This window comes from Kitasatospora sp. NPDC101183 (genome assembly GCF_044767945.1).
Taxonomy (GTDB): Bacteria; Actinomycetota; Actinomycetes; order Streptomycetales; family Streptomycetaceae; genus Kitasatospora.
Genome location: NZ_JBIWOW010000015.1, coordinates 33,967 through 49,791, shown reverse-complemented (window position 1 = coordinate 49,791; position 15,825 = coordinate 33,967). Strand labels below are relative to the sequence as shown.

The 15,825-nt window shown below is 73.8% G+C and carries 11 protein-coding genes; 4 read left to right on the top strand and 7 right to left on the bottom strand.

Going from position 1 to position 15,825, the window contains the following annotated elements; genetic code table 11:
• Entirely contained in the window at positions 1–813 is an 813-nt protein-coding gene (locus ACIRRS_RS21880) for a DeoR/GlpR family DNA-binding transcription regulator (RefSeq protein WP_402973070.1), read from the bottom strand.
• Between the two features lie 152 nt (positions 814–965).
• On the opposite strand from ACIRRS_RS21880, the gene galT reads away from it, so the two are divergent.
• The 3 genes from galT to ACIRRS_RS21865 all read left to right on the top strand — a co-directional run bounded on the left by galT (position 966) and on the right by ACIRRS_RS21865 (position 3,669).
• Positions 966–2,057 (top strand): galactose-1-phosphate uridylyltransferase, encoded by a 1,092-nt coding sequence (galT, locus tag ACIRRS_RS21875; protein ID WP_402973067.1) that lies wholly within the window; start codon positions 966–968, stop codon positions 2,055–2,057.
• The gene (gene galK / locus ACIRRS_RS21870) at positions 2,054–3,184 is read left to right on the top strand and encodes a galactokinase (RefSeq protein ID WP_402973064.1); all 1,131 of its coding nucleotides are present in this window, start codon (positions 2,054–2,056) and stop codon (positions 3,182–3,184) included. Before galT ends, galK begins: the two co-directional genes overlap by 4 nt.
• A 140-nt stretch (positions 3,185–3,324) precedes the next feature.
• Entirely contained in the window at positions 3,325–3,669 is a 345-nt protein-coding gene (locus tag ACIRRS_RS21865; RefSeq protein WP_402973061.1) for a hypothetical protein, read from the top strand.
• A gap of 75 nt (positions 3,670–3,744) precedes the next feature.
• Here ACIRRS_RS21865 and ACIRRS_RS21860 read toward each other — a convergent pair whose 3' ends face one another.
• The 4 genes from ACIRRS_RS21860 to ACIRRS_RS21845 form a co-directional block, all read right to left on the bottom strand.
• Positions 3,745–8,997, bottom strand: coding sequence for a GEVED domain-containing protein (locus ACIRRS_RS21860; protein ID WP_402973058.1), 5,253 nt, complete (start codon positions 8,995–8,997; stop codon positions 3,745–3,747).
• Positions 8,998–9,184: 187 nt separating this feature from the next.
• Positions 9,185–10,384, bottom strand: a complete 1,200-nt coding sequence (locus ACIRRS_RS21855) for an MFS transporter (RefSeq protein ID WP_402973055.1) — start codon at positions 10,382–10,384, stop codon at positions 9,185–9,187.
• Between the two features lie 58 nt (positions 10,385–10,442).
• Entirely contained in the window at positions 10,443–10,916 is a 474-nt protein-coding gene (locus ACIRRS_RS21850) for an RrF2 family transcriptional regulator (RefSeq protein WP_402973052.1), read from the bottom strand.
• A gap of 63 nt (positions 10,917–10,979) precedes the next feature.
• Entirely contained in the window at positions 10,980–11,393 is a 414-nt protein-coding gene (locus tag ACIRRS_RS21845) for a Fur family transcriptional regulator (RefSeq protein ID WP_402973049.1), read from the bottom strand.
• Positions 11,394–11,582: 189 nt separating this feature from the next.
• Between ACIRRS_RS21845 and katG the strand changes: the two genes are divergently transcribed.
• A complete protein-coding gene (gene katG, locus ACIRRS_RS21840; protein WP_402973047.1) occupies positions 11,583–13,799 on the top strand; it encodes a catalase/peroxidase HPI in 2,217 nt (738 codons plus the stop codon).
• A 52-nt stretch (positions 13,800–13,851) separates the two neighbouring features.
• Here katG and ACIRRS_RS21835 read toward each other — a convergent pair whose 3' ends face one another.
• Together ACIRRS_RS21835 and ACIRRS_RS21830 are read right to left on the bottom strand one after the other, a co-directional pair.
• Entirely contained in the window at positions 13,852–14,535 is a 684-nt protein-coding gene (locus ACIRRS_RS21835; protein WP_402973044.1) for a response regulator, read from the bottom strand.
• Positions 14,532–15,746 (bottom strand): sensor histidine kinase, encoded by a 1,215-nt coding sequence (locus ACIRRS_RS21830; RefSeq protein ID WP_402973041.1) that lies wholly within the window; start codon positions 15,744–15,746, stop codon positions 14,532–14,534. Before ACIRRS_RS21830 ends, ACIRRS_RS21835 begins: the two co-directional genes overlap by 4 nt.
• Positions 15,747–15,825: the final 79 nt, after the last annotated feature.

Here is a 15,825-nt window from a genome sequence, read left to right as displayed (position 1 = left end):
TCAGATCGGCGACACCGGCGCCACGATCAGCTCCCCGACCAACTCGGCGGCTTCCGAGCGAAGTTCGGCGGCCAGGCCGTCGTCCGTGACCAGCACGTCCACCTGCTCCAGCGGCGCGAAGGAGGCCAGCCCCAGGGCGTTCCACTTGGTGTGGTCGGCGACCACCACGACCCGGCGGGCCGACCGCAGGAACGCGCGGTTGGTCTCGGCCTCCAGGGGGTTGGGCGTGGTCAGCCCGGCCTCGGCGGAGAGGCCGTGGCAGCCGAGCACGAGCACGTCCACGTTGAGCGCGCGGATCGTCAGGTCGGCGATCGGCCCGACGAGGGTGTGCGAGGGGGTGCGGACGCCGCCGGTGAGGATGACGTCGGCCCGGGCGGGGGCGCCGTCCTCCCCGGGCTGTTCGAGGAGGTCGGCGGTCGGCAGCGAGTTGGTGACCACGCTCAGGCCCTCGACGGCCCGCAGGTGCCGGGCCACGGCGTAGACGCTCGTCCCGCCCGCCAGCGCGACGGCCGAGCCGGGCGGCACCAGCGCGGCGGCGGCCCGGGCGGCGGCCTCCTTGGCGGGCTGCTCCCGGACGGCCTTCGCGGCGAACCCGGGATCGCGCCCGGTCGTCGCCTCGGCCCGTACGGCGCCGCCGTGCACCTTGTGGACGAGCCCGCGCCCGGCGAGGACCTCCAGGTCCCGCCGCACGGTCATGTCGGAGACGCCGAGTTCCTGGACGAGCTCCGCGACCCGGACCCCGCCCTCCTGGCGGACCCGTTGCAGGATCACCGCCCTGCGCCGGTCGGCGAGCGGCTGGGCGCGGTCGGTCATGCACGACTCCTCGGGTCGGGGCGGAAAGCGCGGCACGCCCATCATCGCAGGAACCCAACACTTCCGGACACCGGGTTTCGTTGGATACTGTTCGAGCCTGTTGAATCCTGTTGGATCACTCCCGGCCGAGGACGAGGAAGACGAGCCCGCCCATGCCCCAGCCCACCGCCAGGACCGTCACCTCCCTCGCGGACGGACGCCGGCTGACCTACTACGACCGGGGCGCCGCCGTGCCCCGCGAGAGCGTCGACCGGCGGCCCCTCGACCCGGCCTCCCACGGCTCCGAGGTGCGGCTCGACCCCGCCACCGGCGACTGGGTCACCATCGCCGCCCACCGCCAGGCCCGCACCTACCGCCCCCCGGCCGAGGAGTGCCCGCTCTGCCCGTCCCGCGACGGCCGGCTCAGCGAGATCCCGGCGGAGGACTACCAGGTCGCCGTCTTCGAGAACCGCTTCCCCTCCCTGGCCGGCCCGCCCGCCGAACTCACCGATGCCGCCGACGGGTTGTGGCGCAGCGGCCCCGGCGCCGGCCGCTGCGAGGTGGTCTGCTTCACCGCCGACCACGACGCCTCCTTCGCCGACCTCACCCCCGAGCGCGCCCGGCTCGTCCTCGACGCCTGGACGGACCGCACCGCCGAACTCTCCGCGCTGCCGGGCGTCGAGCAGGTCTACTGCTTCGAGAACCGGGGCACGGAGATCGGCGTCACCCTCGCCCACCCGCACGGCCAGATCTACGCCTTCCCCTTCACCGCCCCGCGCACGGCCCGCGCCGTCGACCGGGCCGCCGCCCACCGCGCCGCCACCGGCCGCAACCTCTTCGAGGACCTGCTCGCCGCCGAACGGGCCCACGGCGAACGGGTGGTGCTCAGCGGCGAGCACTGGACGGCCTTCGTCCCCTTCGCCGCCCGCTGGCCCTACGAGGTGCACCTCCACCCGCACCGCCGGGTCCCCGACCTCACCGCCCTGGACGAGCAGCAGCGCTCCGAATTCCCGTACCTCTACCTGGAGTTGCTGCGCCGCTTCGACCGCCTCTTCGGCGGCGGCCGCACCCCGTACATCTCCGCCTGGCACCAGGCCCCGGCCGCCCACGGCGAGGAACTCGCCCTGCACCTGGAGCTGTTCACCATCCGGCGCACCGCCGACAAGCTCAAGTACCTGGCCGGCGTGGAGTCCGGCATGGACGCCTTCGTCAACGACGTCACCCCCGAGGACGCGGCCCGCCGGCTGCGGGAGGTCGCAGCATGAGCACGTTTGAGCAGCTCTTCGGCCAGGCCCCCGAGGGGGAGTGGGCCGCCCCCGGCCGGGTCAACCTGATCGGCGAACACACCGACTACAACGGCGGGTTCGTCCTCCCGATCGCCCTCCCGCAGTCCGTCCGCGCCCAGGCCCGCCGCCGTGCGGACGGCCTGCTGCGCCTGTGGTCCGCCCAGGCCGGGGGTCCGGTCGTGGAGCTGGCCGTGGCCGGCCTCGTCCCCGGGTCGGTGCCCGGCTGGGCCGCCTACCCGGCCGCCGTCGTCTGGGCCCTGCGCGAGGCGGGGTACGAGGTCGGCGGCGCCGACCTGCGGCTGGACAGCGAGGTGCCCACCGGCGCCGGGCTCTCCTCCTCCGCCGCCCTGGAGTGCGCCGTCGCCGCCGCGTACAACGACCTGTACGGGCTGGGCCTTTCGGCGCCCGAGCTGGCCCTGCTCGCCCAGCGGGCGGAGAACGCCTTCGTCGGCGTGCCCTGCGGGATCATGGACCAGATGGCCTCGATGTGCTGCCGCCCGGGCGCCGCGCTCTTCCTGGACAGCCGCGACCTGACGATGCGTCAGGTACCGATCGACCTGGCGGGCGCGGGCCTGGCCCTGCTGGTGCTCGACACCCGGGTCAAGCACGACCTGGCCGACGGCGCCTACGCCGCCCTGCGCGCGGGCTGCGAACGCGCGGCCGCCCTCCTCGGGCTGCCCGCCCTGCGCTCCCTCGCGCCCGCCGACCTGCCGTCGGCCCTGGGGCGACTCCCCGCCGAGCTGGTCCCGCTGGTGCGGCACGTGGTGACGGAGAACGCGCGCGTCGAGGCGGCCGTCGACTGTCTGGACGCCGGCCGCCTCACCGGACTCGGCCCGATTCTCACCGCCGGCCACGCCTCCCTGCGCGACGACTACCGGGTCTCCTGCCGCGAGACGGACCTCGCCGTCGAGGCCGCCGTCGCCGCCGGGGCCCACGGCGCACGGATGACGGGCGGCGGCTTCGGCGGTTCCGTCATCGCCCTGGTCGACGCGGCCGAGGCCGAGCGCGTCGCCGCCGAGGTGGCCGCGGCCTTCCGCCGCGCCGGCCTCACCGAGCCGCGCACCCTCACCGCCGTCCCCGCCGAGGGGGCCCGCCGGACCGCTTAGGGCCCGTCCGGCGGGGCCGGCAATGACACAGCGGTGCGCCGGAGTTCACTCTCACGAGTGATTGCAGACGCTCCGCACACTGACCGACACTCAAAGTGTTCGGAGGGCTCGAAGGCCCTCCCGGCGTAAGGAGTGACGTCATGACCGAATCCTCCGCCCCCGAGATCCTCGACACCTCGGTGCCCACCCTCGACCAGGGCCTCACGCAGATCGGCGGCAACGTCGGAGCGGTGTGGCGGGCCTGGTGGACGTGGACCCCGTCGCACGGGGTCTTCAACCTCCAGCTCCCGTGGAACGTCATCGGGATCGACTCGACCGTCGTGATCACGGCCTCCGAGATCGACGGGAACGGGCACCGCTTCGTCGGAGCCGCGCCGTTCCAGGTGTCGAGCATCGCCCCCGCCAACGGGATCGTGACCTTCAAGATCAACATCGACTGGGGCAGCTCGATCCCGATGCGCACCGACGTCCTGGTGTTCAACTAGTCCGGGACACAAGGGGAGAGGGGCACCCGCCGCCTGGCGGGTGCCCCTCTCCTCCTGCGTCAGGCCGGGGCCCGGCTACTGCTCACGGCGCCTGCGCTGCCGGACGACCAGCAGGCTCAGCGCGCCGCCCGTCAGGACCAGCACGGCCGCCGTGCCCGCGAGTTCGCCGTGGCCGCCGGTGGGCGGCAGCGGCGGAACGGGGGCCGGGGCGTCGACCGTCGCGGTGGATGGGTCGGAGACCACGGGGTTGCCGTCCGGCCCGTGGCTCGTGGCGGTCGCCGTGTTGCGCAGCGGCCGGCCGGTGAGGTCGGCGGCGGTGACGGTGTAGGTGGCCGTGCACTCCAGGCTGCGGCCCGGGGCGAGCGGCCCGTCCGGGCAGGTGGCCGGGCTCAGGGTGCCGTGGCCGCTGAACTCGCCCTCCTGGACGGCCGGTTGGGTGAGGGTGACGTTGCCGGTGTTGGTGAGGGTGAAGGTGTAGGTGATGACCTGCCCGGCCTTCTCGGCCCGGTCGGTGCTCGCCTTCTTCACCAGCTCCAGGCCCGCCGTCGGCGTGGCGGGCACCTTCGCGTCCGAGGGCGGGGAGGTGACCGGGTCGCCGTGCGGCGGGGTGCCGGTGGCGGTGACGCTGTTGGTCAGCGAGCCGTGGTCCACGTCGGCCTGGGTCACCACGTACGTGGCCGTGCAGACCAGTTGGGCGCCGGGAGCGAGCGGCTGCTCCGGGCAGCGGACCGGCGACAGGGTGCCGCTGCCGGAGAACCTCCCCTCCGTCACGGTGACGGCGTGCAGGGTGACGTTGCCGGTGTTGGTGACGGTGAACGCGTAGGTGATCGTCTCACCGGCGACGAGGTCGCTCTTGTCGGAGCTCTTGACCACGCTCAGACCCGGCGCGGGCACCGAGCTGAACTCCGTCGTGGCGGGCGGCGAGGTGACGGGCGTCCCGCCGCCGGGCGGGGTGCCCGTCGCGGTGGCCGTGTTGTCGACCCGGCCCGCGTCCACGTCCGCCTGCGTCGCCGTGTAGACGGCGGTGCAGACGACCTTCTGGCCGGGCACCAGCGACTTCGCCGCGTCCGGGCAGGTCACCTGCGGGGCGCCGCCGGTGCCGGAGAACGAGCCCTCCGCGACGGCGGCGTCCTTGACGGTGACGTTGCCGGTGTTGGTGATCGTGAAGGTGTAGGTGACGGTGTCACCGGCCTTGTGGACGAGGGCCGGTGAGGCCGCCTTGGTGATGCTGAGCGCCGGCCTGGAGTCGTGCGGGAGGTCGACGGAGGAGGGCGGGGAGGTCACCGGGGGGTTCCCGCCGGGCGGGGTGCCGGTGGCGGTGGCCGCGTTGTGCAGGGTGCCCCGGTCGGCGTCGGCCTGGGTGACGGTGTAGGCGGCGGTGCAGACGACCTGCGCGCCGGGTGCGAGCGACTTCGCGCCGTCCGGGCAGGTGGCGGCAGGCATCGTCCCGCTGCCGGTGAAGGCGCCCTCGGCGACCGTCACATCGGCGAGGGTGACGTTGCCGGTGTTGGTGACGGTGAACGCGTAGGTGATGGTCTCGCCCGCCACGAGCTGCGTCCGGTCCGAGGACTTCACGACGCTCAGCGCCGGAGCCGGCTGCGAGGGGACGGTGGTCGTCCCCGGCGGGGAGGTGACCGGAGTGCCGCCGCCGGGCGGGGTGCCGGTGGCGGTCGCGCTGTTGCCGATGCTGCCCCGGTCCACGTCGGCCTGCGTCACCGTGTAGGTGGCGGTGCAGACGACCTGCGCGCCCGGCGCCAGCGACTTCGCCGCGTCCGGGCAGGTGATCGCGGACATCTTCCCGGCGCCGGAGAACGAGCCCTCCGCCACCGCGACGTTCGCCAGTGTGACGTTGCCGGTGTTGGTCACCGTGAACGAGTAGGTGACGGTCTCGCCCGCCTTGAGGTCGTTGGTGTCGGAGCTCTTGGCGATGCCCAGCCCGGGCGCCGGGGGCACCGTCACGGTGGTGGTGCCGGGCGGGGAGGTGACCGGGGTCCCGCCGCCGGGCGGGGTGCCGGTGGCGGTGGCGCTGTTGTCGATCTTCCCGGCGTCCACGTCGGCCTGGGTGACGGTGTAGGTGGTGGTGCAGACGACCTGCGCGCCGGGTGCGAGCGACTTCGCGCCCTCCGGACAGGTCACGGCGGACATCGTCCCGGTGCCGGAGAAGGCGCCCTCCGTGACGGAGACGTTGGTCAGGGTGACGTTGCCGGTGTTGGTGGCGGTGAAGGAGTAGGTGATCGTGTCACCGGCCCTGCCGGCGGTCGCCGGGTCCGCCTTCTTGGCGATGGTCAGCCCGGGCGCGGGCTTGGCGGTGACCTCGGTGGTGCCGGGCGGGGAGGTGACCGGGGTGCCGCCGCCGGGCGGGGTGCCGGTGGCGGTGGCGCTGTTGTCGATCTTCCCGGCGTCCACGTCCGCCTGCGTCACCGTGTACGTGGCGGTGCAGTCGGTCTTCTGGCCGGGCGCGAGCGAGGTCGCGCCGGGCGGGCAGGCGACGGCGGACATCGTCCCGGTGCCGGTGAACGCGCCCTCGGCGACGGTGACGTCGGTGAGGGTGACGTTGCCGGTGTTGGTGGCGGTGAAGGTGTAGGTGACGGTGTCACCGGCCTTGCCGACGGTGGCCGGGGTCGCCTTCTTCGCCAGTGACAGCGCCGGCTGGGAGTCGTGCGGGAGGTCGACGGAGGAGGGCGGGGAGGTCACCGGGGGGTTCCCGCCGGGCGGGGTGCCCGTCGTGGTGGCCGCGTTGTGCAGGGTGCCCCGGTCGGCGTCGGCCTGGGTCACCGTGTACGTGGCGGTGCACACCACCTGCGCACCCGGGGCCAGCGACGTGGCGCCGTCCGGGCAGGTGGCCTGCGGGGCCGGGCCGGAGCCCGTCCAACTCGTCTCGTTCACACCGACGTTGGTCAGCGTGACGTTGCCGGTGTTGGTGACGGTGAACGCGTACGTGATGGTCTCGCCCGCGACGATCCCGGTCCTGTCGGAGGACTTGTCCACCGTCAGCGCCGGCGCCGGCGGCACCGTCACCGTCGAGCTGCCGGGCGGGGAGGTGACGGGGGTGCCGCCGCCGGGCGGGGTGCCGGTGGCCGTGGCCGCGTTGTCGACCTTGCCCGCGTCGGCGTCCGCCTGGGTCAGGGTGTAGGTGGCGGTGCAGACGATCTGCGCGCCGGGGGCCAGGGACTTGGCCCCGGCCGGGCAGGTGACGGCGGACATCGTCCCGGTGCCGGTGAAGGCGCCCTCGGCGACCGTGACGTCGGTGAGGGTGACGTTGCCGGTGTTGGTGACGGTGAACGCGTAGGTGACGGTGTCACCGCCCTTGCCCGTGGTGGCCGGGGTGGCCTTCTTGTCGAGTTCGAGCGAGGGCGTCGGGGCGAACGGCACCACCGTGCTGGACGGGGGAGAGGTGACCGGTGTCCCGCCGCCGGGCGGAGTGCCGGTGCCGGTCGCGGTGTTGGAGATCTTGCCCGCGTCCACGTCCGCCTGCGTCACCGTGTACTGCGCGGTGCAGGTCGCGGTGGCACCCGGGGCCAGGGTGGCGGCCTCCGGCGGGCAGGTGACCTTGGGGGCGCCGCCGCTGCCGGTGAACGTCCCCTCGTCGACGCCGGCCCCCGTGAGGGTGACGTTGCCGGTGTTGGTGAGGAGGAAGGAGTAGTGCAGCACCTCGCCGACCCGCAGGGCGCCGGTCTCGGCCACGGTCTTGTCGAGGGTGAGCGCGGGGCTCGGCGTCGCGGTGACGGTGGTCGTCGACGGGTCGGAGACCGGGGTCCTCATCCCGGCCGGTGGCGTCGCGGTGGCGGTGGCCGTGTTGGTGATCCGGCCGGCGTTCACGTCCGCCTGTGTCACCGTGTACCGCGCCGTACAGGTCACCGAGTCCCCCGGCGCCACGCTCCCGGTGGGGCAGCTGATCCGCGGGGCGCCGCCCGTGCCGGAGAACGCGCTCTCGTCGATCCGGACGTCGGTCACCGGGACGTCGCCGCTGTTGGTCACCTTGAACGAGTACGTGACGGTCTCGCCGGCCTTGGCCACGGTGGCCGGGTCGGCGGACTTCGCCAGGGTCAGCTTCGCCGGGCCGATGATCCGCAGCGGCCAGTCCTCGACCTCGCCGGAGTCGGCCATGCCCGTCGCCGACTCCACCTGCGCCTGGTCGTAGCCGAGCCGGAAGCGGCTCCACGTGGGCCCGGGCACCACCCCGGCCGGGACGGTCCAGGTGAAGGTCGCGCTGGTCTGCCCCGGCGCGACGGCGGCGGTGGCGCGCTGGGCGGTGGAGAAGGAGCCGGAGCCCGTGAAGTCGATCCACGCGGCGGCGTAGGCGTCGGCGCTCACGCCGTTGACCGGGACGGTCAGGGAGTACGTCTTCCCGGCCTGGTCCACGTTGAGGCCCGAGAAGTCCGGGTTGAGGTCGTTGGCCGACCCGTCCGCCCGGCACGCCTGCGTGATCGAGGTGTTCGCCACGTCCTCGCCGACGGTCCGGCCCAGGGTCAGGTCGCTGAGCACGTGGGAGGCGTTGCCGTACGAGGCCGGGGCGTTGGAGCAGTCGTTGCGGACGACCGAGGAGATCGTCCACTGGTCGTTGCCGTTGCTCGCGTCCGAGGCCGCCCCGACGTTCTGGGTGACGAACTCGATCAGGAAGGTGAGGCTCTTGACCGTGCCCTGCACGGGCACGCTGCCGCAGCCGGCCCGGAGCGCCACGTCGGCGTCCTGGCAGTTCGCCCTCGCGGTGCGGCTCCTGGGGCGGATCGTCTGACCGTCCACCAGCAGAGTGGCTCCCGCGTTGGCCGGGCCGATGGTCGCGGGCTGGTCCGTGCCGGTCAGCCTGAGCTGGGTGTAGGCGCCGCCGTTGACCCCGTTGTTGACGAGGCCGGCGCCCAGACCGCCGATGTTCAGGATCGGATCGCGTACGGGGTGCTTGAAGATGAGTGTCAGCACTCCGGCGGGGCAGGTGGAGTTCGCCGGGCAGTTCTGCGCCGGTACGGTCTTGATATTGGCCGCCCACGCGGTGGCGGGGTTCACCTGGGGCTGGTAGTTCGAGGCCGCCGGGCTGCCGATGGCGCTCAGGGTCAGGCCCTGCAGCACGTCGTTGTTGCCGCTGACGGCGGCGGTCATCTCCATCCCGGAGGGGAAGGGGAGCACCCGGTAGCCGTTCTTGCCCTGGACCCCCGTTCCCGCGCCGCTCGGATCCTCGTAGGCGACGGCCGGTGCGGACACCGCCGTCAGCGCCAGCGCCGCCGTGAGCGCCGCCGCGCCGCGCCGTGCCCGGTTCGTTCCGGGCCGTCTGCGGGGTGGCGCCCAGAGCGGCCGGGAGGGCCACCGGGGGCGGAATCGGAAGAGGGGGATCACTCGGGGCGCTCCTCGCAACCTGGGCGCGCCGCCCCCGTGCGGGGGCGGCGCGCGAGTCAGACGACGGGCGCAACGTACAGTGAGCGCGCTCACCGGTCCGGGTGACGAAGCCGCGACGGTCCGATGATCGCCACGGAATCACCTGCTCGGCTCACGGGGCGTCAGGACCGGCCGTCAGGGAGGGGCTTCAGGACGGGCGCGACCGGCGCAGGCTCAGCCGGAGGAAGAGCAGCGCCGCCACCGAGAGGGCCGCGCCCAGCCCGTACACCGGCCCGGCGCCCGAACCGAGCGCGGAGCCGCCGAGGGTCGCCCCGAGGCCGATGCCCGCGTAGATGCCCGAGGAGTTGAGCGAGACCACCAACGGGGCCTCCTGGGGGGCGACTTCGATCAGCCGGTGCTGCTGCGGCGGGGTCTGGCACCAGCAACTCGCCCCCCACAGCAGGACCAGTGCACCCACCAGGGGCACCGCGTCGGCCCCGGAGGCGGCGAGCCAGGCGAGCGCGCCGAGGGCGAGGGCCATCACCGCGTAGCCGGCGGTCAGGACGACGGAGGAGCCGAACCGGTCGGTGGCCCAGCCGGAGGCGAGGTTGCCGCCCACCGCGCCCAGCCCGTACAGGAGGAGCATCCACAGCACGGCGTGCTCGGGGACGTGAACGGCCGTCAGCACCGGGACGCTGTACGCGTACGCGGTGTACCCGGCGGCCATGCCGAGGACGGTCAGCGGCAGGACGGTCAGCACGGCCGGGCGGCGCAGCACGGCGAGGCGGGTGCGCAGCGGCACCCGGGGGCTGCCCGGGACGGGCGGCATGATCGGGGCGAGCACGGCCGCGACGGCCAGGCACAGGCCCGCGACGATCGCGAGCGTCACCCGCCAACTCGCCCAGTGGCTGGCCGCGTTGCCCAGCGGTACGCCGACGGCCGTGGCCACGGTGAGCCCGCCGACCACCACCGCCAGGGCGCGGGCGCGCTGCTCGGGGCGGACGAGGGAGGCCGCCGCCGCACCGGCGTTGGGGGTGTAGGCGGCGGCTCCGGCGGCCGCGAGGACCCGGGTGAGGAGCAGGACGGCCATCGAGGGGGCGAGCGCGGAGCCGAGGTTGGCGAGGCCGAGGGTGGCCAGGGCGGCGATCAGCAGCGTCCGGCGCGGGAGGCGGGCGAGGAGGGTGGCGAGGACGGGGGAGAGGAGGGCGTAGGCGGCGGCGAAGGCGGTCACGGACCAGCCGGCGGTGGCCGTGCCGACGTGCAGGTCCTCGGCCATGGGCGGCAGGAACCCGGCGACCACGAAGGCGTCGGTGCCGACGGCGAAGGTGCCGAGGGCGAGGACGAGGGTGGCGGAGAGGCCGGCGGGCGGGGCCTGCGGCGGCGCGGGCTTAATCGAGACATTGGACATCCAGGTTCTCCCGGCAAGTGAAGGAGGAGGCTGTTCGTGGTGTTCGTGGTGCGGGGGATCAGCCGCGGGCGTAGTGGCGCCGGGTGCGCTCGGCTGCGCCGGCGGGCGCGGCGGCCATCAGGTCGGCCACCGTCTGGGCGGCGAGTTCGCGGCGCCAGGCCAGTTCGGCCCGGCGCATCGCGGTGGCGACGCCGCAGGCGTGGCGGAAGTCGCCGCCCGCCGCCGCGGCGCCCTCGGTGCGCTGCCGGATCTCGGTGCAGCGGAAGGCCTCCTCGGTGCCCTCGATCGCGGCGACCACGTCCATGAGCGTGATCCGCTCGGGAGCCCGGCCGAGCCGGAAGCCGCCCTTCGCGCCCGGGGTGGAGGTGAGGACGCCGGCCCGTACGAGCGCCTGTAGGCGCTTGGTCAGGTAGGCGGGCGGCAGGTCGAACCAGGCCGCCAACCGGGCCGTGGGCACGGGGTGTTCATCGCCCAGCCAGGCCAGGGTGAGGCAGCAGTGCAGCCCCCACTCGACGCCTTCGCCCATCCGCATAACCGGGACACTACACGTCCTGGTTCCGGCCCGGAAGTCCCGCCCTGAGGGACTCCGCCGCCGTCAGCCCGCGCAGGTCGGGCAGAGCCCGCGGTAGGTGACCTCGGCGCCCGAGACGGCGAAGCCGAAGCGCTCGTCGGCGGGCAGTTCCGCCAGCGGGTCCCCGGTGGGGTGGACGTCGCGGATGGTGCCGCAGCGGGTGCAGACGAGGTGGTGGTGCGGGTGGTGCGCGTTGGGGTCGTAGCGCTTGGCCCGCCCGTCGGTGGAGACCTCGATGACCTCGCCGAGGGTGACCAGCTCGCCGAGCGTGTTGTAGACCGTCGCCCGGGAGATCTCCGGCAGGCGCGCGGCCGCCCGGGCGTGCACCTCGTCCGCGGTCAGGTGGACGTGGTCGCCGTCCAGCACCTCGGCCACGACACGCCGCTGGGAGGTGAGGCGCCAGCCGCGCCCGCGCAGTCTTTCCAGCAGGTCACTCATATCGGTTCACCTATTCAGGTCAATGGGAAGAACGGATTTTACCAACGGTGTCCGAGGTCGTCCGGTTGCCGAGCGGATACGGGATTGGTGTCGTTCTTGACCTGGATTACGTCCATCGTAGGATCAGCTCCGGCGATAGCCTAGGTAGCAGAGAAGACACCGTGATCCGCCTTGTACGGAAGGATTCCCATGTCTGACAACCACGATGCAACCGGCGAGGCGGCGAAGGCGGAAGGCTGCCCGGTGATCCACGGCCGGGCCCCGCACCCCACGCAGGGCGGCGGAAACCGCCAGTGGTGGCCGGAGCGCCTCAACCTCAAGATCCTCGCGAAGAACCCCGCCGTGGCCAACCCGCTCGGCGGCGACTTCGACTACGCGGCCGCGTTCGGCACCCTCGACCTGCCCGCCGTCAAACGGGACATCCAGGAGGTGCTGACCACCTCCAAGGAGTGGTGGCCGGCCGACTTCGGGTACTACGGCCCGTTCATGATCCGCATGGCCTGGCACAGCGCCGGCACCTACCGGATCAGCGACGGGCGCGGCGGCGCCGGCGGGGGCCAGCAGCGCTTCGCCCCGCTCAACAGCTGGCCCGACAACGCCAGCCTGGACAAGGCCCGCCGCCTGCTCTGGCCGGTGAAGAAGAAGTACGGCCGCGCCCTCTCCTGGGCCGACCTGATCGTCCTCACCGGCAACGTCGCCCTGGAGGGCATGGGCTTCGAGACCTTCGGCTTCGGCGGCGGCCGCGTCGACGAGTGGGAGCCCGACGAGGACGTCTACTGGGGCCCCGAGACCACCTGGCTCGGCGACGAGCGCTACACCGGCGACCGCGAGCTGGAGAACCCGCTCGCCGCTGTCCAGATGGGCCTCATCTACGTCAACCCCGAAGGCCCCAACGGCAATCCCGACCCGATCGCCGCAGCCCGCGACATCCGCGAGACCTTCTACCGGATGGCGATGAACGACGAGGAGACCGTCGCGCTCATCGCCGGCGGTCACACCTTCGGCAAGACCCACGGCGCCGGCCCGGCCGACAACGTCGGCCCGGACCCGGAGGCCGCGCCCATCGAGCAGCAGGGCCTCGGCTGGAAGAGCAGCTTCGGCACCGGCGTCGGCGGCGACGCGATCACCAGTGGTCTGGAGGGCATCTGGACGGCCACCCCGATCACCTGGGACAACAGCTTCTTCGAGACGCTGTTCGGCTACGAGTGGGAGCTCACGAAGAGCCCCGCCGGCGCCCACCAGTGGAAGCCCAAGGACGGCGCCGGCGAGGGCACCGTCCCGGACGCGCACGACCCGTCGAAGCGCCACACGCCGATCATGCTCACCACCGACCTGTCGCTGCGCTTCGACCCGGTCTACGAGCCCATCTCCCGGCGCTTCCTGGAGGACCCGGCGGCCTTCGCCGACGCCTTCGCCCGCGCCTGGTACAAGCTCACCCACCGCGACATGGGCCCGGTCGTGCGCTACCTCGGCCCGGAGGTTCCCGCCGAGCACCTGCTGTGGCAGGACCCGCTGCCCGCCGTCGAGTACGACCAGGTGGGAGCGGCGGACGTCGCCGACCTCAAGCGCCGCATCGCCGCCACCGGCCTGTCCGTCTCCGAACTGGTCTCCACCGCCTGGGCCGCCGCCTCCTCCTTCCGCGGCAGCGACAAGCGCGGCGGCGCCAACGGCGGCCGCATCCGGCTGCAGCCGCAGAGCGGCTGGGAGGTCAACGAGCCCGACCGCCTGGCCGGGGTGCTGCGCGCCCTCGAAGGCGTCCAGCAGGAGTTCAACGCGCAGTCCGGCGCGGTGAAGGTCTCCCTGGCCGACCTGATCGTGCTGGCCGGCGGCGTCGGCGTCGAGCAGGCGGCCCGCGCGGCCGGCCTGGCCGTCGAGGTGCCGTTCGCGGCCGGCCGCGTCGACGCCCCGCAGGAGCTCACCGACGTCGAGTCCTTCGCCGCCCTGGAGCCCAAGGCGGACGGCTTCCGCAACTGGGTCGGCAAGGGCAACCGGCTGCCGGCCGAGTACCTGCTGCTCGACAAGGCGAACCTGCTGAACCTCAGCGCGCCCGAACTGACCGTCCTGGTCGGGGGCTTGCGTGTGCTGGGTGCCAACCACCAGCAGTCCGCGCTGGGCGTCCTGACCGACACCCCCGGCGTGCTGACGAACGACTTCTTCGTCAACCTGCTGGACCTGGGCACCAGTTGGAAGGCCGTCTCGGAGGCCGCCGACGTGTTCGAGGGCCGGGACGAGTCCGGCGCCGTGCGCTGGACCGGCAGTCGGGCGGACCTGGTGTTCGGCTCCAACGCCGAACTGCGGGCCGTGGCCGAGGTGTACGGCTCGGACGACGCCAAGGAGAAGTTCGTCGCGGACTTCGTCGCGGCCTGGGTCAAGGTCATGAACGCGGACCGGTTCGACCTGGTGTGACCTGAGCGCTCCGGCGGCGGGAACCCGGGAGGGTTCCCGCTGCCACTGCTTCTCAGGCCTGCGCCGAGCCCACGCTGACCAGCCCCGTCTCGTACGCGGCGACCACCACCTGGGCGCGGTCGCGCAGGCCCAGCTTGGCGAGGATGCGGGCGACGTGGGTCTTCACCGTCGCCTCCGACAGGCCCAGCCGGGCGGCGAGTTCGGCGTTGCTGAGCCCGCGCGCCAGCAGGGTGGTCACCTCCAGCTCGCGCGGGGTGAGCGTGGACAGCTCCCGGTGCGGGGCCGAGGCCGCTTCCGGTCCGGTGTCGGGACGGGCGAAGCGCTCGACGAGTCGACGGGTGATCGCGGGGGCGAGCAGCGCGTCCCCGGTGCGCACCAGGCGGACGGCGGCGGCCAGGTGCTCGGGGGTGACGTCCTTCAGCAGGAAGCCGCTCGCCCCGGCGGCCATCGCCGCGTACACGTAGTGGTCCAGGTCGAAGGTGGTCAGCATGATGATCCGGGGCGCGTCGGCGGACGGCTCCGCGAGGATGCGCCGGGTGGCCTCCAGACCGTCCAGGCCGGGCATCCGGATGTCCATCAGCACCACGTCCGGCCGGGTGCGGCGCACGGCGGCCACGGCCTGCTCGCCGTCCTCGGCCTCGGCCACCACCTCGATGCCCTCCGACTCCAGGATCAGCCGGAACCCGGTGCGGACCAGGGCCTGGTCGTCGGCCACCACCACGCGCAGCGCGCTCACGAAATCTCCAGCGGGATCAGGGCCTTGACGCGGTAGCCGCCGCGGGTGCGGGGGCCGGTGTGCAGGGTGCCGCCGTAGACGGCGAGGCGTTCGCGCAGGCCGAGCAGGCCGCGGCCGTTGCCGGTGGAGGCGGCGCCGGTGCGTCGGCCCCCGGAGTCGACGACCTCCACCCGCAGGCGGTCGGGGGCGTACTCGACGGTCACGGCGGCCTCGGCTCCGCCCGCGTGCTTGACGGTGTTGGTCAGGGCCTCCTGGACGACGCGGTAGGCGGCCAGCCCGACGCCGGAGGGGACTGGCCTCGGCTCGCCCCGGACGGTCAGCGCCACCGGCAGGCCGGCCCGGCGGACTCCGTCGAGCAGGGCGTCGAGCCGGTCCAGGCCGGGCTGCGGGCTGAGGTCGGCGCCTGCCGCCGGGTCCTCGGCCGTCTCCGAGTCGATCGTCAACAGGCCCATCACGTGCCGCAGTTCGGTCATCGCCGCCCGCCCTCCGGCCTCCACGGCGGACATCGCCTCGCGGGCCCTGTCCGGGGCGGTGTCCAGGATCTTGCGGGCGGCGCCGGCCTGGATGGTCATCATGCTCACGTTGTGCGTCACCACGTCGTGCAACTCCCGGGCGATGCGGGCCCGTTCGAGCTCCACCGCACGTTCCAGGGCGGCCAGCTGGGCCCGCTCCAGGTCCGAGCGCCGCTCGCGCTCCTCGTCGACGCGCCGGCGCCACATCCGCAGCTCCCAGGCCACCGCGAGCACGGGCACCATGGCGAGAACGGCGATCACCGAGTTCGGGAAGTGCGGCAGCTTCGCGGCGCCGAACACCACCACCAGGGCGGCGGTGGCGGCCGCCAGGCTCAGCAGCACGGGCCGGCGCCCGCGCCCGTACGCGGCGGCGCTGTAGGCGGCGATGATCACCGCCTCGCCCAGCGTGTAGGCGATGTCCTCGGAGGCGCGGTGCAGCAGCAGCGCGGCCGGCAGCACCGCCCACAGCACCGCCAGCGGGTGGCGTCGGCGCAGCACCAGCGGCAGCGGGACGAACGGCACCAGCGGGAGCAGCCCCTTCCACGCGGTCTCGTCCGGCCCGTGCGCGATCGAGGCGTAGCGGCCGGCGGCCAGCGCCAGGAACAGCGCCAGCGCCGCGTCGAAGGCGAGACTGCGCGGCGGCAGCGGCCTCGCGTCTGCGGGCACGAGCAGGCGTCGCACCGTCGGATGGATGATCACCGGGCCATTGTGACGGCCCGGCCGCGCCCGGCACAGCCCTGCGGGTGGCTGCGGCCCGTACACCCGGCGACTACATCGC